The sequence below is a fragment of the Streptomyces sp. NPDC000348 genome (assembly GCF_042898795.1).
Lineage (GTDB): Bacteria > Actinomycetota > Actinomycetes > Streptomycetales > Streptomycetaceae > Streptomyces.
The window spans coordinates 286292-306737 of record NZ_JBIAZD010000005.1 but is presented as its reverse complement, the minus strand read 5'-3'; the positions used below and the strand labels follow the sequence as shown (position 1 = coordinate 306737).

Annotated in this window: 21 protein-coding genes and 2 pseudogenes; 6 read left to right on the top strand and 17 right to left on the bottom strand. The window is 71.3% G+C overall.

Annotated elements, in window-relative coordinates; translation table 11 throughout:
* The first annotated feature begins 93 nt into the window (after positions 1-93).
* Positions 94-987 carry a 4-hydroxy-tetrahydrodipicolinate synthase gene (gene dapA, locus ACFY3N_RS13195; protein ID WP_390816731.1) on the top strand — a complete coding sequence of 298 codons (894 nt, stop codon included), beginning with the start codon at positions 94-96 and terminating at the stop codon, positions 985-987.
* A gap of 6 nt (positions 988-993) precedes the next feature.
* Here dapA and ACFY3N_RS13190 read toward each other — a convergent pair whose 3' ends face one another.
* The 13 genes and pseudogenes from ACFY3N_RS13190 to ACFY3N_RS13130 form a co-directional block, all read right to left on the bottom strand.
* A complete protein-coding gene (locus tag ACFY3N_RS13190; RefSeq protein ID WP_390816730.1) occupies positions 994-2220 on the bottom strand; it encodes a YncE family protein in 1227 nt (408 codons plus the stop codon).
* On the bottom strand, positions 2217-2777 hold the full coding sequence (locus ACFY3N_RS13185; protein ID WP_390816729.1) for a SigE family RNA polymerase sigma factor: 561 nt from the start codon (positions 2775-2777) through the stop codon (positions 2217-2219). The genes ACFY3N_RS13190 and ACFY3N_RS13185 overlap by 4 nt, the downstream gene beginning before the upstream one ends.
* Positions 2778-2950: 173 nt before the next feature.
* On the bottom strand, positions 2951-3190 hold the full coding sequence (locus tag ACFY3N_RS13180) for a hypothetical protein (protein ID WP_390816728.1): 240 nt from the start codon (positions 3188-3190) through the stop codon (positions 2951-2953).
* 137 nt (positions 3191-3327) lie between these two features.
* On the bottom strand, positions 3328-4317 hold the full coding sequence (dapD, locus tag ACFY3N_RS13175; RefSeq protein WP_390816727.1) for a 2,3,4,5-tetrahydropyridine-2,6-dicarboxylate N-succinyltransferase: 990 nt from the start codon (positions 4315-4317) through the stop codon (positions 3328-3330).
* Positions 4318-4421: 104 nt separating this feature from the next.
* Positions 4422-4739: pseudogene (locus ACFY3N_RS13170) on the bottom strand (DMT family transporter); the annotation flags it as partial.
* Positions 4740-4818: 79 nt separating this feature from the next.
* Positions 4819-5151, bottom strand: coding sequence for a metal-sulfur cluster assembly factor (locus ACFY3N_RS13165; RefSeq protein WP_004989638.1), 333 nt, complete (start codon positions 5149-5151; stop codon positions 4819-4821).
* Entirely contained in the window at positions 5148-5612 is a 465-nt protein-coding gene (gene sufU, locus ACFY3N_RS13160) for a Fe-S cluster assembly sulfur transfer protein SufU (protein WP_390816726.1), read from the bottom strand. Before sufU ends, ACFY3N_RS13165 begins: the two co-directional genes overlap by 4 nt.
* 11 nt (positions 5613-5623) lie before the next feature.
* Positions 5624-6880 carry a cysteine desulfurase gene (locus ACFY3N_RS13155; RefSeq protein ID WP_390816724.1) on the bottom strand — a complete coding sequence of 419 codons (1257 nt, stop codon included), beginning with the start codon at positions 6878-6880 and terminating at the stop codon, positions 5624-5626.
* Positions 6877-7641 carry a Fe-S cluster assembly ATPase SufC gene (gene sufC, locus ACFY3N_RS13150; protein WP_390816722.1) on the bottom strand — a complete coding sequence of 255 codons (765 nt, stop codon included), beginning with the start codon at positions 7639-7641 and terminating at the stop codon, positions 6877-6879. The genes ACFY3N_RS13155 and sufC overlap by 4 nt, the downstream gene beginning before the upstream one ends.
* Before the next feature lie 7 nt (positions 7642-7648).
* Complete coding sequence (locus ACFY3N_RS13145; RefSeq protein ID WP_390816721.1) at positions 7649-7966, bottom strand: non-heme iron oxygenase ferredoxin subunit; 318 nt, start codon at positions 7964-7966, stop codon at positions 7649-7651.
* Complete coding sequence (gene sufD, locus ACFY3N_RS13140; protein WP_390816720.1) at positions 7963-9147, bottom strand: Fe-S cluster assembly protein SufD; 1185 nt, start codon at positions 9145-9147, stop codon at positions 7963-7965. The genes ACFY3N_RS13145 and sufD overlap by 4 nt, the downstream gene beginning before the upstream one ends.
* 58 nt (positions 9148-9205) lie before the next feature.
* A complete protein-coding gene (gene sufB, locus ACFY3N_RS13135; protein WP_030820938.1) occupies positions 9206-10627 on the bottom strand; it encodes a Fe-S cluster assembly protein SufB in 1422 nt (473 codons plus the stop codon).
* Complete coding sequence (locus ACFY3N_RS13130) at positions 10624-11415, bottom strand: helix-turn-helix transcriptional regulator (protein ID WP_390816718.1); 792 nt, start codon at positions 11413-11415, stop codon at positions 10624-10626. The genes sufB and ACFY3N_RS13130 overlap by 4 nt, the downstream gene beginning before the upstream one ends.
* 92 nt (positions 11416-11507) lie before the next feature.
* Between ACFY3N_RS13130 and ACFY3N_RS13125 the strand changes: the two are divergent.
* From ACFY3N_RS13125 to ACFY3N_RS13110, 4 genes and pseudogenes are all read left to right on the top strand, one after another.
* Positions 11508-11953 (top strand): annotated as a pseudogene (locus ACFY3N_RS13125) (AAC(3) family N-acetyltransferase).
* Entirely contained in the window at positions 11943-12866 is a 924-nt protein-coding gene (locus ACFY3N_RS13120) for an ABC transporter ATP-binding protein (protein ID WP_390816717.1), read from the top strand. The pseudogene ACFY3N_RS13125 and the gene ACFY3N_RS13120 overlap by 11 nt, the downstream one beginning before the upstream one ends.
* 50 nt (positions 12867-12916) lie before the next feature.
* Positions 12917-13633: an ABC transporter permease gene (locus ACFY3N_RS13115; protein WP_390816869.1), complete on the top strand. Its 717-nt coding sequence runs from the start codon at positions 12917-12919 to the stop codon at positions 13631-13633.
* A 53-nt stretch (positions 13634-13686) separates the two neighbouring features.
* Positions 13687-14712: a heme A synthase gene (locus tag ACFY3N_RS13110; RefSeq protein WP_390816715.1), complete on the top strand. Its 1026-nt coding sequence runs from the start codon at positions 13687-13689 to the stop codon at positions 14710-14712.
* Here the strand turns inward: ACFY3N_RS13110 and ACFY3N_RS13105 are convergent.
* The 4 genes from ACFY3N_RS13105 to ACFY3N_RS13090 form a co-directional block, all read right to left on the bottom strand.
* Positions 14670-15404, bottom strand: coding sequence for a nucleotidyltransferase (locus ACFY3N_RS13105; RefSeq protein WP_390816714.1), 735 nt, complete (start codon positions 15402-15404; stop codon positions 14670-14672). The genes ACFY3N_RS13110 and ACFY3N_RS13105 overlap by 43 nt on opposite strands.
* 18 nt (positions 15405-15422) lie before the next feature.
* Positions 15423-16529, bottom strand: coding sequence for an amidohydrolase family protein (locus ACFY3N_RS13100; RefSeq protein ID WP_390816713.1), 1107 nt, complete (start codon positions 16527-16529; stop codon positions 15423-15425).
* A gap of 84 nt (positions 16530-16613) precedes the next feature.
* The gene (locus tag ACFY3N_RS13095; protein WP_390816712.1) at positions 16614-16946 is read right to left on the bottom strand and encodes a hypothetical protein; all 333 of its coding nucleotides are present in this window, start codon (positions 16944-16946) and stop codon (positions 16614-16616) included.
* A 93-nt stretch (positions 16947-17039) separates the two neighbouring features.
* Complete coding sequence (locus ACFY3N_RS13090; RefSeq protein ID WP_390816710.1) at positions 17040-17993, bottom strand: heme o synthase; 954 nt, start codon at positions 17991-17993, stop codon at positions 17040-17042.
* A 341-nt stretch (positions 17994-18334) separates the two neighbouring features.
* Here ACFY3N_RS13090 and tkt point away from each other — a divergent pair, with 341 nt between their 5' ends.
* Positions 18335-20422: a transketolase gene (gene tkt, locus ACFY3N_RS13085; RefSeq protein WP_390816709.1), complete on the top strand. Its 2088-nt coding sequence runs from the start codon at positions 18335-18337 to the stop codon at positions 20420-20422.
* Positions 20423-20446: the final 24 nt, after the last annotated feature.

Below are 20446 nucleotides of genomic sequence, written 5' to 3'. Positions count from 1 at the left end.
CACCGCCCCGGCGCTATCCATGAAGCAACGCTTACCCATACCGGACACCACATTTAAGTGGACCTTCACAACCCACCGGCAGACACTACCCCCATGACCCTCAGGACCCCGCCCCTCGGCCGCACCCTGTGCGCGATGATCACCCCGTTCACCCCCACCGGCGCGCTCGACCTGGACGGCGCCCAGCACCTGGCCGACCACCTGGTCGCCCACGGCTGCGACGGCCTGGTCCTCTCGGGAACCACGGGCGAGTCCCCCACCACCACCGACGCGGAGAAGTCGTCCCTCATCAAGGCCGTGCGCCAGGCCGTCGGCACCCGGGCGACGATCGTCGCGGGCGTCGGCACCCCCGACACCCTGCACACCGCGGAACTGGCCCGCGAGGCCGAGAAGGCCGGCGCGGACGCCCTCCTGGTGGCGGCCCCGTACTACAGCAGACCCCCGCAGGACGCGATCGAGGCCCACTTCCTCGACGTCGCGGAGGCCACGGCCCTCCCCCTCGCCCTGTACGACATCCCCTCCCGCACCGGAGTGCGCATCGCACCGGACACCCTCCTCCGCCTGGCCGAGCACCCCCGCATCCGGGCGGTCAAGGACTGCTCGTACGACTTCCTGGCCGCCCAGAAGGTCATGTCCCGCACCGGCCTCGCGTACTACGCGGGCTGCGACGAACACAACCTGGCCCTCTACGCCGTCGGCGGCGCCGGCTGCGTCAGCACGGTCGCCAACGTCGTCCCCGGGCACACGCGTGCCGTGCTGGACGCCTTCGACGCCGGCGACACGGCCCGCGCGGCGCGCCTCCAGCAGCGGGCGACCCCCCTCATCGAGGCGATGACGGCGAACGGCCTCCCCGGCACGGTCGCCGCGAAGGCCCTCCTCACCGCCCTGAACCTCCCCGCGGGCCCGCCCCGCCCCCCACTGAGGCCCGCCGACCGCGCGACGGCCGCCGGGCTCAGAGCGGCGCACGACGGCCTGACGACCGCCTGACCCCCCTCACCGCCGCACGAACACCGGCTCCCACCGCCCCTTCGTGTCGTCCTCGGGCGACCGGAACCCGCTCAGCGGAACCACCTCGTCGCTGCCCACGGTGACCAGCACCAGCCGCTGGTGGAACTCGTCGCCGTCGGCGCCGATGTCCCAGGCGACGAGCGAGTCGCCGTCGGCCCAGGCCAGCAGTTGCTGCCCACGGACCTCGGCGACCTGCCCGCCGGTGCGGGGATCGAGGATCCAGGAGGACGTACTCCGCGACTTCCCCGCGAAGTCACCGGCGAGTCTCCGCCCGTCCGGCGACAGACCGGCGTCGACGTGCCAGACCCGGTGCGCCTCACGGGCCGGGGGCGCGACGGCGTTGCCGGCGAGGTCGAAGTAGTCCAGGGGGATCTCCTCGGAGACCCGTCCCGCCCAGACGAAACCGCCGTCGGCGCTGAAGGCGAAGTCCTGGCGCGCGTTGATGAAGCCCGCCGGGCCGAACACGTCGTCGCCGGTCCCGACCTCGACCCAGGACCCCCTCCCCGAGGCCACGTCGACGACCTGGAACCCGTTCCGGGACGAGATCTCCCGGGACTGCCATCCGACCGACCCATCCGGGTCCTCGACCCTGTGCAGCGCATCGGGATTCTCGCCATACGTCGTCGCCACGAGCTTGCGGCCGTCCGGCGAGAAGGCCAGGCCCGCGACCTTGTGACCGACCGGAATCCACCGCTCGACCTCGCCGCTGGCGAGGTCGAGCAGCCCGATGCGCCCGGCGGGCAGCTCCCGCTCCAGCACGGCCGCGGTCCTCAGCCCGGGCGCCACGGCGACGAACGACCACCGGTCGTCCTTCTCGTACTTCCCGGTCCCGGGGTCGAGCAGCCAGTAGGTGCGCTCGGAGATCCTGAGGTTCTCGGTCACCCGGACTTTCCTGGTGGTGAAGTACGCGGCCATCGCCACGTCCCCGGCGGCCAGCAGATCCCGCGGCGGCGACTGGCCGGCCCGGGCGACGACCTCGGTCTGCTCCACCCCGCCGCCCGGGGGCCGACCCCGTCCTCCGCCGAAATCCAGCGCGGGCACCCCCACCGAGACCGCGATCACGGCCGCCGTCGCGGCGGCCACGGTGGCGAGTCCGCGGACGCGGCGCCGGCGCCGCGCCGCCAGCACCCGGTCGGCGAACCCGGGTCCGGGCGCCGTCAGTTCCGCCGCCTGTTCACGCAACGCGTCACGCACGAGTTCGTCGACGTTCACGACCGCACCTCCACGGGCGAGTAGTCACCGGACGGCCGTCGCCCGTCCTCGGACGGGCCGAGGGAGCGCAGTTCGGGCGCGAGGGCGCGCAGCCGGGCCAGGGAACGGTGGGTGGTGGACCGTACGGTGCCCACCGAGCAGCCGAGGACGCGGGCCACCTCGGCCTCGGGGAGGTCCTCGAAGTAGCGCAGCACCAGCATGGTCCGCTGACGCGCGGTCAGCCGGGCCAGCGCGCCCCGCATCAGCAGGCGCAGCTCCGCGTCGGCCGAGGCGGTGTCCCCGCCGACGCCGGGTTCCGGCGGCTCGGCCACGCTGAGTTCCCGCCCGCGCCGTTTCAGCCGCCAGCGGCTGATCTGCTGCCGGTAGAGGATCTGCCGTACGTACGCCTCGGGTTCGTCGATGCGGTGCCAGCGGCCCGCCGCCTTGATCAGCGCGTTCTGCAGCAGGTCCTCGCCCGCGTGCCGGTCGCCGCCGCTCAGCAGGACCGCGGTCTTCAGCAGTGCGGGCGACCGGTTCGCCACGAACTCCCGGAAACTCTCCTGCGCCTCGGCATCCATCGTCACCTTCTCTTCCCCCGGGAGCGGGCCCTGTGTCCGCTCCCCGCGCCCCTATGGACGCGTGCGGGCGCCCCCCGCTATGCCACCGCACAGTGGAAAGACAGAAACAGGCGGGCCGGGCCGCGGCACGTTCTCACGTGCCGCGGCCCGGCCCGGCCCGCCGGAGCGACGCCTCAGTTCCAGGCGTAGCCGTCCCCGAACAGCAGGAAGTGTTCCAGTACGTCCTCCGCCGGGTCGTCGACCTGACCGACGTTGGCGTTGATCAGCCCGACGCGGTGGCCGTTGTGGGAGGCCGTGTTGGTCTCGTCCGCGTGTGCGGAACCGGCCAGTGTGCCGAACAGCATCAGCACGGCCACCACCCCCATCACTCCGACCGCGCAGCGGAGCACGCCCCACATCCACTCGTTCGTCATCGCCCGTTCGTCCCCATTTCCGTATGTCGGTCGTGCCGGCTTCTGATCGGACCCTGTGTCCACCCGTTCATCTGCCAAAACGACCCCCAGGTCACGGGGAGTAACCCGTACGAGAGCGTACGGGCGTGACGGCCGGCTCAGTTGTGGCTGTGCAGGACCTCGTTCAGGCCGCCCCAGACCGCGTTGTTCGGACGGGCCTCGACCGCGCCGGTGACGGAGTTGCGGCGGAACAGGATGTGGGAGGCGCCGGAGAGTTCACGCGCCTTGACGATCTGGCCGTCGGGCATGGTGACGCGGGTACCGGCGGTGACGTACAGGCCGGCCTCGACCACGCACTCGTCGCCGAGGGCGATGCCGACGCCCGCCTCGGCGCCGACCAGGCAGCGCTCGCCGATGGAGATGATGACGTTGCCGCCGCCGGACAGGGTGCCCATGGTGGAGGCGCCGCCGCCGATGTCCGAGCCGTCGCCGATGACGACACCGGCGGAGATGCGGCCCTCGACCATCGACGTGCCGAGCGTGCCGGCGTTGAAGTTGACGAAGCCCTCGTGCATGACGGTGGTGCCCTCGGCGAGGTGCGCGCCGAGGCGGACCCGGTCGGCGTCGGCGATGCGGACGCCCTTGGGGGCCACGTAGTCCGTCATGCGCGGGAACTTGTCGACGGAGGTCACCTGGAGGTGCAGGCCCTCGGCGCGGGCGTTGAGCCGCACCTTCTCCAGGTCGTCCACGGCGACCGGGCCGAGGGAGGTCCAGGCGACGTTGGCGAGGTGGCCGAAGACGCCGTCCAGGTTCTGGCCGTGCGGCCGGACCAGGCGGTGCGAGAGCAGGTGGAGGCGCAGGTAGACGTCGTGCGCGTCGACCGGCTTCTCGGCCAGCGAGGAGATGACCGTGCGGACCGCGACCACCTCGACGCCCCGGCGGGCGTCCGGGCCGACCGCCGCGGTGGCCCCGCCGCCCAGGAGTTCCGCGGCCTGTTCGGCGGAGAGCCGCTCGGTGCCGGACGGGCCGGGCTCGTCGGCCAGTGCGGGGGCGGGGAACCAGGTGTCGAGAACGGTGCCGTCGGCGGCGATGGTGGCGAGGCCGGCGGCCACTGCGCCGGAGGTGCTGTGAGCAGTCGTGTCGGTCATGAGGGCAACCTAACCAACCGGTGGCCACGGACGCGAACCGGTGCGGACCACGTCTCAGCGTGCGGTCCGCGCGGGCGGCACGTCCCGTCGGCCGGCCCCGGCCGGTGCGCCCCGCCATGGTCGAGCACCACCACTCCGGCGATGATCAGCGCGATGCCGCCGGCCTTGGCGGCGGTGAGTCCCTCGCCCATGAACACCGTGCCGATCACCGCGACGGCGGCCGTCCCGACCCCCGGCCGGAGGGCGTGCGCCGCTGCGACCGACAGGGTCTTCAAGGTCTGCGCGAGCAGGGCGAACGCCACCAGGTACCCGGCGACGGTGACGACCGGGGGCCACAGCCGGGTGAACCCCTCGCTGTACTTCACGGCGGTCGTCCCGGCCACTTCCGCCGCGACGGCTCCGGCGAGCGGTGCGTACCCCATGACGTGACCGCGGCCGGGGGCGACGACATGCGGAGCGGCCCCCGGCACGGTGCCGGGGGCCGCTCGTCGAACCGCTCGCTCAGACGTTGAAGCCCAGCGCCCGCAGCTGCTCGCGGCCGTCGTCCGTGATCTTGTCGGGGCCCCACGGCGGCATCCAGACCCAGTTGATGCGCAGCTCGCTGACCAGGCCGTCCGTGGCGGACTTGGCCTGGTCCTCGATGACGTCCGTCAGCGGGCAGGCCGCGGAGGTCAGGGTCATGTCGACGGTCGCCACATTGGAATCGTCGACGTGGATGCCGTAGATCAGACCCAGGTTGACGACGTCGATGCCCAGCTCGGGGTCGACGACGTCCATCAGGGCCTCGCGGAGCTCCTCCTCCGAGGCCGGCTTCATCTCCACGGTCTCGCTCATGCCGTTGTCCTTTCGGCGTCGGCGCCCAGCGCCTGGGCCGTCGCGTCCTTCCACGCCATCCAGCTGAGGAGGGCGCACTTCACCCGGGCCGGGTACTTGGACACCCCGGCGAACGCGACCGCGTCCTCCAGGATCTCCTCCATCGCGTCGTCGGGTTCGATCCTCCCCTTGGACTGCATCAGTTCCAGGAAGGTCGCCTGGATCCGCTGCGCCTCGGCGAGGTCCTTGCCGACCAGCAGGTCGTTCAGCACGGAGGCGGACGCCTGGCTGATGGAACAGCCCTGCCCCTCGTAGCTGACGTCGCTGATCTTCGTGCCGTCGTACTTCACGCGGAGCGTGATCTCGTCACCGCACGTCGGGTTGACGTGGTGCACCTCGGCGTCGCCGTCCCTCAGACCACGCCCGTGCGGGTTCTTGTAGTGGTCCAGGATGACGTCCTGGTACATGGAGTCCAGCTTCACGCCTCAGCCCCTCATCCGAAGAAGTTCCGTACGTGCTCCAGGCCGTCGACCAGTGCGTCGATCTCGGCCGGCGTGGAGTACAGATAGAACGACGCCCGCGTGGTCGCAGGAATTCCGTACCGCAGGCAGACCGGCCGCGCGCAGTGGTGGCCGACCCGGACGGCGATGCCCTGTTCGTCGAGGACCTGGCCCACGTCGTGCGGGTGGATGTCGCCGAGCGTGAACGAGATCGCCGCTCCCCGGTCCTCGGACGTGGTGGGGCCGATGATCCGCAGGTCCGGCACCTCGGCCAGGCGCTTGACCGCGTACTCGGTGATGGCGTGCTCATGGGCGAGGATCCTGTCCATGCCGATGGCCGACAGGTAGTCGATCGCCGCGCCGAGACCGACCGCCTGGGCGATCGGCGGGGTGCCCGCCTCGAACTTGTGCGGGGCCGGCGCGTAGGTCGACGAGCTCATCGACACGGTCTCGATCATCTCGCCGCCGCCGAGGAACGGAGGCAGGTCCTCCAGCAGTTCCTGGCGGCCCCAGAGCACGCCTATGCCGGTCGGGCCGCACATCTTGTGGCCGGTGAAGGCCACGAAGTCGGCCTGGAGGGCCTGGACGTCCAGCGGCATGTGCGGCGCGGCCTGGGACGCGTCGACGCACACCAGGGCGCCGACCTCCTGGGCCCGGCGCACGATCGCCTCGACCGGGTTGACCGTGCCCAGGATGTTGGAGACCAGCACGAAGGAGACGATCTTCGTCTTCTCGGTGATGACCTCGTCGATGTTGGAGAGGTCGAGCCGGCCGTCGTCGGTCAGCCCGAACCACTTCAGCTTCGCGCCCGTGCGCTGCGCGAGCAGCTGCCAGGGAACGATGTTGGAGTGGTGCTCCATCTCCGTGATGACGATCTCGGTCTCGTGGTCCACCCGGTAGGGCTCGTCGGCCCAGCCGAGCATGTTGGCCACGAGGTTGAGCGACTCGGAGGCGTTCTTGGTGAAGATCACCTCGTCGCGCGAGGGGGCGTTGACGAACTCCGCGACCTTGTCGCGCGCGCCCTCGTACAGCGCCGTGGCCTCCTCGGCGAGCACATGCACACCGCGGTGGACGTTGGCGTTGTAGCGCTCGTAGTACTCGCTCAGGGCGTCCAGCACCTGGCGCGGCTTCTGCGAGGTCGCCGCGTTGTCCAGGTACACGAGCTTCCGTCCGTCGTGGACCTGTCGGTCCAGGATCGGGAAGTCCTTGCGGATCGCCTCGGTGTCGAGGAGGCCCGGCAGCTGTGTCACTCGGATGCGCCACCCTTCACGTATGCCTCGTAGCCCTCGTTCTCCAGCTTGTCCGCGAGCTCGGGGCCGCCGGACTCGACGATGCGGCCGGCGGCGAACACGTGGACGTGGTCGGGCTTGATGTAGCGCAGGATGCGCGTGTAGTGCGTGATCAGCAGGGTGCCGACCTCGCCGGACTCGCGGACGCGGTTGACGCCCTCGGAGACGATGCGCAGGGCGTCGACGTCGAGGCCGGAGTCGGTCTCGTCGAGGATCGCGACCTTCGGCTTGAGCAGTTCGAGCTGGAGGATCTCGTGGCGCTTCTTCTCACCGCCGGAGAAGCCCTCGTTGACGTTGCGCTCGGCGAAGGCGGGGTCCATGTTGAGGCGCTCCATGGCCTCCTTGACCTCCTTCACCCAGGTGCGCAGCTTGGGGGCCTCGCCGCGGACGGCGGTGGCGGAGGTGCGCAGGAAGTTGGAGACGGAGACGCCGGGGACCTCGACCGGGTACTGCATGGCGAGGAAGAGGCCGGCGCGGGCGCGCTCGTCGACGGACATCTCCAGGACGTCCTCGCCGTCGAGGGTGACGCTGCCGCCGGAGACGGTGTACTTGGGGTGACCGGCGAGCGCGTAGGCGAGGGTCGACTTGCCGGAGCCGTTGGGGCCCATGATGGCGTGCGTCTCGCCCTGCTTCACGGTGAGGTCGACGCCCTTGAGGATCTCCTTCGTGGCGTTGTCGGCCTCGACGGTGACGTGCAGGTCTCGGATTTCAAGCGTTGCCATGGGTGCCTCAGGACTCCTGGGTGAGGGAGACGAGCACGTCGTCCCCTTCGATCTTTACGGGGTATACGGGGACGGGGCGCGTCGCCGGAAGGGCGTCGGGCTTGCCGGAACGGAGGTCGAAACGCGAGCCGTGCAGCCAGCACTCGATGTGGCAGTCGTCCACCTCGCCCTCCGCGAGGGAGACGTTGGCGTGCGAGCAGATGTCGTGGATCGCGAACACCTCCCCCTCGGTCTGCACGATGGAGACCGGCGTGCCGTCGAGTTCCACCCGTTTCGGGGTGTCCTCCTCGAGCTCGCTCAGCCCGCAGGCGCGTCGGTACGTCATGCGACCGCCGCCTCCAGCTCCTCCTCGATCTTGGCGATCAGGCGCTCCTCGATGTCGGGGACGCCGATCTGCTGGACGAGTTCGGCGAAGAAGCCGCGGACCACCAGACGGCGGGCGTCCTGCTCGGGGATGCCGCGGGCCATCAGGTAGAAGAGCTGCTCGTCGTCGAAGCGGCCGGTCGCGGAGGCGTGGCCGGCGCCGACGATCTCGCCGGTCTCGATCTCCAGGTTGGGCACGGAGTCGACGCGGGCGCCGTCGGTGAGGACCAGGTTGCGGTTCATCTCGTAGGTGTCGGTGCCCTCGGCCTTGGCCTCGATGAGCACGTCACCGATCCACACGGCGTGCGCGTCGTCGCCCTGGAGCGCGCCCTTGTAGGCCACGTTGGACGTGCAGTGCGGGACGTTGTGGTCGACGAGGAGGCGGTGCTCCTGGTGCTGGCCGGCGTCGGTGAAGTACAGGCCGAACAGCTCCGCCTCGCCGCCGGGGCCGGCGTAGACGACGCGCGGGTGGAGCCGGACGACGTCGCCGCCGAAGGTGACGACGACCGACTTGAAGGAGGCGTCGCGGCCGACGAGGGTGTTGTGCTGGGCGACGTGCACCGCCTTGTCGTCCCAGTCCTGGACGGAGACGACGGTCAGCTTGGCGCCGTCGCCGAGCACGTACTCGACGTTGGCGGCGAGCACCGCGTCGCCGGTGTGGTCGATGACCACGACCGCCTCGGCGAAGGCGCCGAGCTCGATCACCTGGTGACCGTAGGCGGTGCCGCCCTCGCCGTGCACCGCGATGCGGATCGGCTCGGTGAGGACGGTCTCCTTCGGCACGGTCACGACCGAGGCCCGCTCGAAGGCGGAGTACGCCTGGGCGGCGACGCGGTCCACCGGGGTGCCGGCGCGGCCGAGCCGCGCGTCGTCGCGGCCGACGGTCTCGACGGTGACGCCCTCGGGCGCCTCGACGGCGACCTTGACGCCCTCGCCGGTGACGGTGGCGGTGCCGTCGTGCAGGCCGCGCAGCCGCTCCAGCGGGGTGAACCGCCACTCCTCCTCGCGGCCGTGGGGGACGGGGAAGTCCGCCACGTCGAAGGAGGGGGGCGCGCTCATGCGGGTCGCGACGGTCGACTCCGCGGCGACCGCGATCGAGCCCGCGGTGGTGGAACCCACGGGGATGTTCTGAGCCTCAGCCATGGCTGTCGTAGTGCTCGCTTTCCTTTGCGTAAGGGGCTTGACGGAACGGCGTGGTGCTTTAGCCGACCGCGCCTTCCATCTGCAGCTCGATCAGCCGGTTGAGCTCGAGCGCGTACTCCATCGGCAGTTCCTTGGCGATCGGCTCGACGAAGCCGCGCACGATCATCGCCATCGCCTCGAACTCGCTCAGGCCGCGGCTCATCAGGTAGAAGAGCTGGTCCTCGGAGACCTTGGAGACGGTCGCCTCGTGGCCCATGGACACGTCGTCCTCGCGGACGTCCACGTAGGGGTAGGTGTCCGAGCGGGAGATGGTGTCGACGAGCAGCGCGTCGCAGAGCACGTTGGACTTGGAGCCCGGGGCGCCCTCGCCGATCTCGATCAGGCCGCGGTAGGAGGTACGGCCGCCGCCGCGCGCCACCGACTTGGAGACGATGTTGGACGAGGTGTTGGGGGCCATGTGGACCATCTTGGCGCCCGCGTCCTGGTGCTGGCCCTCGCCGGCGAAGGCGATGGAGAGCGTCTCGCCCTTGGCGTGCTCGCCCATCAGGTAGACGGCCGGGTACTTCATCGTCACCTTGGAGCCGATGTTGCCGTCGACCCACTCCATGGTCGCGCCCTCGTAGGCCACGGCGCGCTTGGTGACCAGGTTGTAGACGTTGTTCGACCAGTTCTGGATGGTCGTGTAGCGGCAGCGGGCGTTCTTCTTGACGATGATCTCGACGACCGCGGAGTGCAGCGAGTCCGACTTGTAGATCGGGGCGGTGCAGCCCTCGACGTAGTGCACATAGGCGCCCTCGTCGACGATGATCAGGGTCCGCTCGAACTGGCCCATGTTCTCGGTGTTGATCCGGAAGTAGGCCTGGAGCGGGATCTCGACGTGCACGCCCGGCGGGACGTAGATGAAGGAGCCGCCGGACCACACGGCGGAGTTCAGCGACGCGAACTTGTTGTCGCCGACCGGGATGACCGTGCCGAAGTACTCCTTGAAGAGCTCCGGGTGCTCCTTCAGGGCCGTGTCGGTGTCGAGGAAGATGACGCCCTGCTCCTCCAGGTCCTCGCGGATCTGGTGGTAGACGACCTCCGACTCGTACTGGGCGGCGACACCGGCGACGAGACGCTTCTTCTCGGCCTCCGGGATGCCCAGCTTGTCGTAGGTGTTCTTGATGTCCTCGGGCAGGTCCTCCCAGGACTCCGCCTGCTTCTCCGTGGAGCGCACGAAGTACTTGATGTTGTCGAAGTCGATGCCGGAGAGGTCGGAGCCCCAGTTCGGCATGGGCTTCTTCTCGAACAGGCGCAGGCCCTTGAGGCGGAGCTTGGTCATCCACTCCGGCTCGTCCTTCTTCGCGGAGATGTCCCGGACGACGTCCTCGTTCAGGCCGCGGCGCGCCGACGCACCGGCCTCGTCACGGTCGGCCCAGCCGTATTCGTAGGTGCCCAGACCCTCCAGCTCGGGGTGGGCAGTCTCCGTGGGGAGAGTCATGCGGGGTTCCTCCCGGACGTGCTTTCAGATGCGTGGTGGGAAATCTTGGGGATGTACGTCGTGCAGACGCCGTCGCCGTGCGCGATGGTGGCCAGTCGCTGTACATGCGTACCGAGGAGTTCGGCGAAAAATTCCGTCTCGGCCTCGCACAGTTGCGGAAACTGCTCGGCGGCGTGGGCGACCGGGCAGTGGTGCTGGCAGAGCTGCTCGCCGACCGGCGCGCGGCGCGCCGTCGCAGCGTACCCGTCCGCGCTGAGGGCCTTGGCCAGCGCTTCCGTGCGCTCCTCGGGGGCCGCGGTCTCGACCGCCTTGCGGTACGCGGCCGCCTGGGCGGCGATCCGGGCACGGGCGAACGCGGCGATCGCCTCGCCGCCACCCTCCCGTTCACCGATCCACCGCAGGGCGTCCACGGCGAGTTTGTCGTACGACTGGTCGAAGGCGTCCCGCCCGCAGTCGGTGAGGGCGAACACCTTGGCCGGGCGCCCGCGCGTGCGCGCGCCGTAGACGCGCCGCTCGCGGGCCTCCACGACGTTGTCGGCGGCCAGCGCGTCCAGGTGCCGGCGTACGGCCGCCTGGGTGAGGCCGAGCCGCTCGGCCAGCTCGGCGACGGTCGACGGGCCGTGGTCCAGGACGGAGCGGGCGACGCGGTTGCGGGTGGACCGCTCACCGGTTGCCAGTTCCTCCTGGGGAGGCCCCGTCGGATGCTCGCCGTTTTTCACAACGCCATTGTTGCGTAATTCATCCGAGCCGGGCAAGCCGCGCCGGAACGGCCCGAAGGTGCGCTGCATCACTTAGGCATACCTAACGTGACCTGCGGAAACGATCTTTGATCGATCAGAACGGTGACGTCCCGCGGCGCCTTCCGGGAGACTCCAAAACCGTGCCCACACCCCCTCCGACCGGCCCTCTTGTCACCCGCGACGCCCTCACCGCGCAGTTGCGCGACCTCGGTGTGCGGCCCGGCGGGATCCTTCTCGCGCACTCCTCGCCCAGCTCCCCCGGCCGGGTCGGCGGCGGACCGGTCACGGTCGTCCGGGCCCTGCCGGACGCGCCGGGCCCGGACGGCACGCCGGTGGTCCCCACCTGTGTCCGGCGACCTCTCCGGCCCGGCGCCGCGGCAGGCCACGCCCGTGCCCTTCGAACCGGACCGCCCCGTCGTGCGCGGCCGGGTCGGGGCGGCCGGGGCACGGCTGTTCCCCCCTGGCCGACGCGGTGGCCCACGCCGGGCGGTGGCTGCCGGCGCACCGTCCCCGTGAGGAGGAGTTCCCGCACCCCGTGGTCCGGGCCCCCGGCCGTCTCCCTAGACTCGTGACCCATGCGAAGTGAGCCCGTGGTCCAGGTGCAGGCCCTGGTGAAGCGGTACGGTGCGAAGACCGCGGTGGACGGCCTCGACCTGGTGGCCCGGCAGGGCGTGACCGCCGTGCTCGGCCCCAACGGGGCGGGCAAGACGACCACGGTCGAGATCTGCGAGGGGTACCGGCGGCCGGATTCCGGCACGGTGCGCGTCCTGGGCCTCGACCCGGTGAGGCAGTCCGCGGCGCTGCGGCCCCGCGTCGGGGTGATGCTCCAGTCCGGCGGCGTCTACTCGGGCGCGCGGGCCGACGAGATGCTCCGGCACGTGGCGAAGCTGCACGCGCATCCGCTGGACGTGGACGCGCTGATCGAGCGCCTGGGGCTCGGCTCCTGCGGCCGTACGTCGTACCGGCGGCTCTCCGGCGGGCAGCAGCAGCGGCTCGCGCTGGCGATGGCCGTGGTCGGGCGCCCGGAGCTGGTGTTCCTGGACGAGCCGACCGCCGGTCTCGATCCGCAGGCCCGCCACGCCACCTGGGACCTGGTCCGGGATCTGCGCGCGGACGGCGTCTCCGTCGTCCTCACCACCCACTCCATGGACGAGGCCGAGCGGCTCGCCGACGACGTGGCGATCATCGACGCCGGCCGGGTGATCGCCCAGGGCTCCCCCGAGGACCTGTGCAGGGGCGGCGCCGAGAACACGCTCCGCTTCTCCGGCCGGCCGGGACTGGACGTGGCCGCCCTGCTGAAGGCCCTGCCCGCCGGCTCCTCGGGCGCCGAGGTGGCCCCGGGCTCGTACCGGGTCACCGGCGAGGTCGACCCGCAACTGCTCGCCACGGTGACGTCCTGGTGCGCGCAGCACGGGGTGATGCCGGACCGGATATCGGTGGAACGGCACACCCTCGAAGACGTCTTCCTGGAACTCACCGGCAAGGAGCTGCGCTCGTGACGGCCATCGGTACCCACTCGCCGAAACCGGGCGCGGCGCCCCTGGCCCGCATGATCGCCGCGCAGGCCGCGCTCGAGACGAAGATGCTGCTGCGCAACGGCGAACAGCTGCTGCTGACGGTCGTCATCCCCACCCTGCTGCTCGTGCTCTTCAGCACCGTGGACGTCGTGGACACCGGCGAGGGCGAGGCGGTGGACTTCCTCGCCCCCGGCATCCTCGCGCTCGCGGTGATGTCGACGGCGTTCACCGGGCAGGCCATCGCCACCGGCTTCGAGCGCCGCTACGGCGTGCTGAAGCGGCTGGCCGCGTCGCCGCTGCCGCGCTGGGGCCTGATGACCGCGAAGACGCTGTCGGTGCTGGTCACCGAGGTCCTCCAGGTGATCCTCGTGACGGTGATCGCCCTCGCGCTCGGCTGGTCGCCGCAGGGCGACCCCGTCTCCGTGGTCCTGCTGCTGGTGCTGGGCACGGCCGCCTTCTCCGGGCTCGGCCTGCTGATGGCGGGCACCCTTAAGGCCGAGGCGACGCTCGCCGCCGCCAACCTGGTGTTCCTGCTGCTGCTCGTGGGCGGCGGGGTGGTCGTACCGCTGGACAGGTTCCCGGACGCGGCGCGGGACGTGCTCGGCCTGCTGCCCATCTCCGCGCTGTCGGAGGGGCTGCGGGACGTGCTCCGGCACGGGGCCGGGATGCCGTGGGCCGACCTCGGCATCCTCGCCGCGTGGGCGGTCGCGGGTCTCGCGGCGGCCGGGAAGTTCTTCCGCTGGGAGTAGGAGCCATGGCCGGGACGGACCCTCGTGAAAGCGTGCACAAGCGGCGTCCTACGATGGGACGCGTGCCAAACGTGACCCGCGCCGACGCCCAGGCGGCCCTGCGCAGCCCGCTCGCCTTCATCGCCGCACGCTGGACCCCGGATCCCCGGACCGTCCGGCGGGCGGCCCTCGCCGCGCTCGTCATGTCGGTGGTCATCGTGGTCACCGGCGGTGCCGTCCGGCTGACCGGCTCCGGCCTCGGCTGCCCGACCTGGCCCAAGTGCACCGACGACTCGCTGACCACCACCAGCGAGATGGGCCTGCACGGCGTCATCGAGTTCGGCAACCGCCTGCTGACCTACGTGCTGTGTGCCGCCGTCGGCTGGGCGATCGTCGCCGCGCGCTCGCAGAAGCCGTACCGGCGCAGCCTGACCCTGCTGGGATGGGCGCAGTTCTGGGTCGTCATGGGCAACGCGGTCCTCGGCGGCATCGTGGTCCTCGTCGGCCTGAACCCGTACACGGTCGCGGCGCACTTCCTGCTCTCCACCGCGCTGATCGCGGTCGCCACGGTGATGTGGCAGCGCACCCGGGAGGGCGACGCGGAGCCCCGGCCGCTGGTCGGCAAGGCCGTGCGGCAGCTGGTGTGGTTCATGGTGGCCGCCTCCGTGCTGCTGATCGCGGTCGGCACGGTGGTCACCGGCGCCGGCCCGCACGCGGGCGACTCCAGCGACGTCCCACGGATGCCGCTCGACTGGGAGACGGTCAGCAAGCTGCACGCCGTGCTGGCGTGGATCGTGGTGACGCTGGCGTTCGCCCTGTGGTTCGTCCTGAAGGCGGTCGACGCCCCCGGGGCGCCCCTGGCCCGCACCCGCGAGCTGTTCCTGATCCTGCTCGCCCAGGGCGTCATCGGCTACGTGCAGTACTTCACCGACCTCCCCGAGGTCCTGGTCGGCCTGCACATGTTCGGCTCGTGCGTGATGTGGATCTGGGTGCTGCGGGTGCTGCTGTCGCTGCGCGAGCGCCCGGCTGCGGTACCGGACGCGGCCGTACCGGCGGCTCAGGAGCCCGCCACGAGCGCGTCGATCGCCGGTCCCAGGTAGTCCCGGGTCAGCCGGGCCCGGCGCAGCGTCCACTCCCCGGCGGGCGGCGCGGCACCGTCGTAGCGCCGCCTCCGGATGTCCTCCACGACCTCGGCGGGGGCGCCGAGGCCGGGCAGGACGTCCAGGGCCTCCCGCTTGGTGACGAGCCGGCCCTCGCGCAGGGTGACGGTGGCGCGGGCGAAGGTCAGCAGGCCCAGGTCGACCCACACGTCCTGCGTCCAGAGGGCGGCCCGGTCCACCTGCGGCCGCCAGAAGTCGCGCTGGTCGCGCACCACGAACGCGGCGAGCTCGCCGTCCGGCACCGGGGGCAGCACGTCCGCGGGCGGCGCCCCGCGCAGGACCCGGCCGACGGTGTGCAGCTCGGTCCGGGTGACCGGGGTGACGGGGCGCCTGAAGAGCTGCTCGTGCGCCCAGGTGAGGTGGCGCCGCCCGGTGTCCGCCGCGGTGTCCGGTGTGAGGTAGGTGCAGTGGAGCAGGCCGGCGAGCGGTTCGCCGCGCAGCCGGGCGTGCAGCAGGGCCGGCCGCCACACCGTCCGCGGGCCGATCGGGTGGGGCAGGACCGCGATCAGGTCCAGGTCGCTGCGGCCCTCCACGTAGTCGCCGGCGGCCAGTGAGCCGTGCGCCCAGACGGCGACGGGGGCGAGCGGCGCCAGGCCGGTGAGGAAGCGGTCGAGCAGGGCGTCGGTGGGCATCCGCCCAGTGTTCCCGGCTCAGTCAAGGCCGTACACCCTGCCCGCGTTCCCCGCGGCGATCAGGCCGGCCACCCGCTGGGCGTCGGCCGGCGACCACGCGCCCTCGGCCACCCAGGTGCCGAGCACCCGGGTGAGCGCCTCGCGGAACAGGTGGGCGCCGACGACGTGCAGCTCGGGCAGGCCGCGGGCGCCGCTGGAGAAGAGGATCTTGCCGAAGGGGGCGAGTTCCAGGATCTCCGCGAGGACGGTCGCCGCGCGGGCCCCGGTGCGGACCAGGGCGGCGCCGCAGTCGGCGTAGACGTGCGGGAAGACACCGGCGAGGTGGGCGGCGTGGCGGTGGTACGGGTAGCCGTGCAGCAGCACGAGGTCGGTGCCGAGACCGGCGGTGGCCCGGACGAAGTCGGTCAGCAGGACCGGGTCGGTGCGGTCGGTGCGGTCGCCCGGCACGGCGAGGCCGGCGTGGAGCTGGACGGGCCGGCCCGAGGCGACGGAGATCCACAGCAGATGCCGTAGCAGCACCGGGTCGCTCAGTTCGTCCCCGGCCCGGCGTGCGGCCAGCCAGCGTCCGGCCGCGCCGCGCACCTCGCCCGGCCCGGGCGGCTCGGGGGCGAGCGCCAGGCCGTGCCGTACGCCGGCGACGGAGGTGAAGGCGACGGCGTGGGCGGCCGCTCCGTGCACCGATTCGGCGAGGTTGGCGAGGAAGGACTCGACGGTGCCGGAGGTGTCGGCGACCTGTTCGGCGAGCTGTTCCAGGCGGACGATCTCGTGCGCCTCGGCGTCCCCGGCCCTGCCCAGCTCGGTGGGTCCTGTGAGGTCGCCGGGCAGCCCGGTGTCGACGAGGTAGGCGGTGATGCCGCTGCCCCGCAGCAGCCGCCGCCCGGCCTCGGTCACGCCCAGTTCCCGGCGCCGGGCGAGGTAGCGGGCGGGCGGGCAGTGCGGCTCCAGGCCGAGCAGGGGCGGGCACCAGCGGCGCACGGCGAAGCCGGTCTGGGTGTCGAAGAGGGTGGTGCCGGGAGCGGGCGGGCCCTCGGTACGGGCCAGCTGGGCCTCGAAGGTGCCGAGGCCCAGCTCCGTGCGCAGTACGCCGTGGCAGTACTGGTCCACGAGGGGCGGCGGGTCGATCATCTCCGGGCTCTCCCCGTGTGGACGCTGTCACTGCCTACAGGTCCTAACGGATGAACCGGCGCGTAGGTGTTGCCCGGGGCGGGGTCAATCGTTGGAGGGGCCGCCGACCTGGATCCCCGCCATGCGGCTCCACTCGTACGGGCCCGTCCTCACCTTCGCCGCGAACTCGCCGTCGAAGTTCTCGTGGACGGTGATGCCCGCCTTCTCCACGGCCTTCTCGGCGATCTCCACGGACGGGGCGAAGACGTCGCCCCAGTCGCCGTCCTCACCGACGAGGACGATGCGGGCGCCGCGCTGTCCGAGGTACGCGACCTGTCCCTCGGCACCGCCGTGTGCCGTGGCGAAGCCGCTGATCTGCTTGGCGAGCCGGGCCGCCTTCTGCTCGGCCTTCGGGTCCACCTGCTGCGTGTCTGCCATGAGCAGGATGCTACCGACGGGTAGACCGAACGGCGACGGGCGGGGTCCGTGGCCTTGGCCACGGACCCCGCCCGGTCGGCGTGTGAGGAGCAGTTACCGCAGGAACGGGTCCACCGCGACGGCCACGAAGAGCAGCGACACATAGGTGATGGACCAGTGGAACAGGCGCATCTCCTTCAGCTTGCCGCCCGTCACCTCGGCCTTCGCGCGGTTCAGCAGCGCGTGCGCCTCCCACAGCCACCAGCCGCCCGCCGCCAGGGCGACCGCCGTGTAGAACCAGCCGGTGTAGCCGAGCGGGGTGAGCAGCAGCGACACCGCGACCATGACCCAGCTGTAGAGCACGATCTGCTTGGCGACCGCCTTGTTGCCGGCGATGACCGGCAGCATCGGCACGCCGACGCGCGCGTAGTCGTCCTTCACCTTCATGGACAGCGGCCAGTAGTGCGGCGGCGTCCAGAAGAAGATGACGAGGAAGAGGACGACCGGCGCCCACGACATCGAGTTGGTGACCGCGGACCAGCCGATCAGCACCGGCATGCAGCCGGCGATGCCGCCCCACACGATGTTCTGCGACGTACGCCGCTTGAGGATCATCGTGTAGACGACGACGTAGAAGAGGAGCGCGCCGAGGGAGAGCCACGCGGACAGCCAGTTGACGGTCAGCCCGAAGAGCAGGGTCGAGACGACCGCCAGGGTGATGCCGAAGGCCAGGCACTCGCGCGGACTCACCATCCCGGTCACCAGCGGACGCTGCGAGGTGCGGTCCATCAGCGCGTCGATGTCGCGGTCGATGTACATGTTGAGCGCGTTCGCGCCGCCCGCGGACAGGTAGCCGCCGACGCAGGTCAGCAGCACCAGAGTCAGGTCGGGCACGCCCTGCTGCGCCAGGAACATCACCGGGACGGTGGTGATGAGCAGCAGCTCGATGATCCGCGGCTTGGTGAGAGCCACGAACGCCCTCACACGGGCCCCGAACGGCCGATGGGCAGGGCTCTGACTCGTCCCCAGCACCCCCGCTGGACGGGATTCAACGGCCGTCACGCACACCCCTACAGAGACATCCCAGCAAGCCTCCCCAGGTGAAGTGGCGGTAAAGGCTCGCGCGTACCACGCCACTGTAGACGTTGCCCAGACCCGGACATTCGCGGGGGTCGGGTCGTGTTGGGCGGCGTCCTCCGAGGTGCGTCCCGAAGCTCGATTGAGCACCCGGATGAGCGGCTCCGTATTCATCTGCCGAATGGGGAAAACAGACCGGTCAGGAGGCGGATCCACCGGGGTGCCCGCACTCTGGAACGATCCGGGAGAAGCCGCGTCCCACGGGGGTAGGCTCGACCACGCCGGTGGGCCGTCACCGGCATCCGACATGTGGAGAGGAGCCCTGACTCAGGGTGAGCACCAAGCCGACCACCACAGACCTCGAGTGGACCGAGTTGGACCAGCGGGCCGTCGACACCGCCCGCGTCCTGGCCGCCGATGCCGTACAGAAGGTCGGTAACGGCCATCCGGGTACGGCGATGAGCCTGGCGCCTGCCGCCTACACCCTCTTCCAGAAGGTGATGCGGCACGACCCGGCGGACGCCGACTGGGTCGGGCGCGACCGTTTCGTGCTGTCCGCCGGCCATTCGTCCCTGACCCTCTACACCCAGCTGTACCTGGCCGGTTTCGGCCTGGAGCTGGACGACCTGAAGGCGTTCCGCACCTGGGGCTCGAAGACGCCGGGCCACCCGGAGTACGGGCACACCACGGGCGTGGAGACCACGACCGGCCCGCTGGGCCAGGGCGTCGCCAACGCCGTGGGCATGGCGATGGCCGCGCGCTACGAGCGCGGTCTGTTCGACCCGGAGGCCGCCCAGGGCGAGTCGCCCTTCGACCACTTCGTCTACTGCATCGCCGGTGACGGCTGCCTCCAGGAGGGCATCTCCGCCGAGGCGTCCTCGCTGGCCGGGCACCAGAAGCTGGGCAACCTGGTGCTGCTGTGGGACGACAACCACATCTCCATCGAGGGCGACACCGAGACCGCCGTCTCCGAGGACGTCGTCAAGCGGTACGAGGCCTACGGCTGGCACGTGCAGCGGGTGGCCCCGAAGCCGGACGGCGACCTGGACCCGAGCGCGATCTACGACGCGATCCAGGAGGCGAAGAAGGTCACGGACAAGCCGTCCTTCATCGCCATGCGGTCGATCATCGCCTGGCCCGCCCCCAACGCGCAGAACACCGAGGCCGCGCACGGCTCGGCGCTCGGCGACGACGAGGTCGCGGCCACCAAGCGCGTCCTCGGTTTCGACCCGGAGCAGAGCTTCGAGGTCGCCGACGAGGTCATCGGCCACACCCGCAAGGCACTGGAGCGGGGCCAGGCGGCCCGGGCGGTGTGGGAGAAGTCCTTCCAGCAGTGGCGGGACAACAACCCCGAGCGCGCCGCCGACTACGACCGGATCGCCGCCGGCGAGCTGCCCGAGGGCTGGCAGGACGTCATCCCGGTGTTCGAGCCGGGCAAGGGCGTGGCCACCCGTGCCGCGTCCGGCAAGGTGCTGCAGGCGCTCGGCGCCGTGATCCCGGAGCTGTGGGGCGGCTCGGCCGACCTCGCGGGGTCCAACAACACCACGATCGACAAGACGTCCTCGTTCCTCCCGGTGGGCAACCCGCTGCCCGAGGCGGACCCGTACGGGCGCACGATCCACTTCGGCATCCGCGAGCACGCCATGGCCGCCGAGATGAACGGCATCGCGCTGCACGGCAACACCCGCGTCTACGGCGGCACCTTCCTGGTGTTCTCCGACTACATGCGCAACGCGGTGCGCCTGTCGGCGCTGATGCACCTGCCGGTGACGTACGTGTGGACGCACGACTCCGTCGGCCTGGGCGAGGACGGCCCGACGCACCAGCCGGTCGAGCACCTGGCCTCGCTGCGCGCCATCCCCGGCCTCAACGTGGTCCGCCCGGCGGACGCGAACGAGACCGCGATCGCCTGGCGGGAGATCCTCACCCGCTGGACGAAGGAGTTCGGCAAGGGCACCCCGCACGGTCTGGCGCTGACCCGCCAGGGCGTGCCGACCTACGAGCCGAACGAGGACGCGGCCAGGGGCGGCTACGTCCTGTTCGACGCCGAGGGCGGCGAGCCCGAGGTGATCCTGATCGCGACCGGTTCCGAGGTGCACGTCGCCGTCGGGGCGCGCGAGCGGCTCCAGGCCGACGGCGTGCCCACCCGCGTGGTCTCCATGCCGTCGGTGGAGTGGTTCGAGGAGCAGGACCAGGGGTACCGGGACAGCGTCCTGCCGCCGGCCGTCAAGGCACGCGTGGCCGTCGAGGCGGGCATCGGTCTGACCTGGCACAAGTACGTCGGGGACGCCGGCCGCATCGTCTCCCTGGAGCACTTCGGTGCCTCCGCCGACGGCAAGCTGCTCTTCGAGGAGTTCGGTTTCACCGCCGAGAACGTGGCGGCCGTCGCCCGGGAATCGATCGCCGCAGCCCAGCGCTGACGCCCATACACGACACGTAGGAGA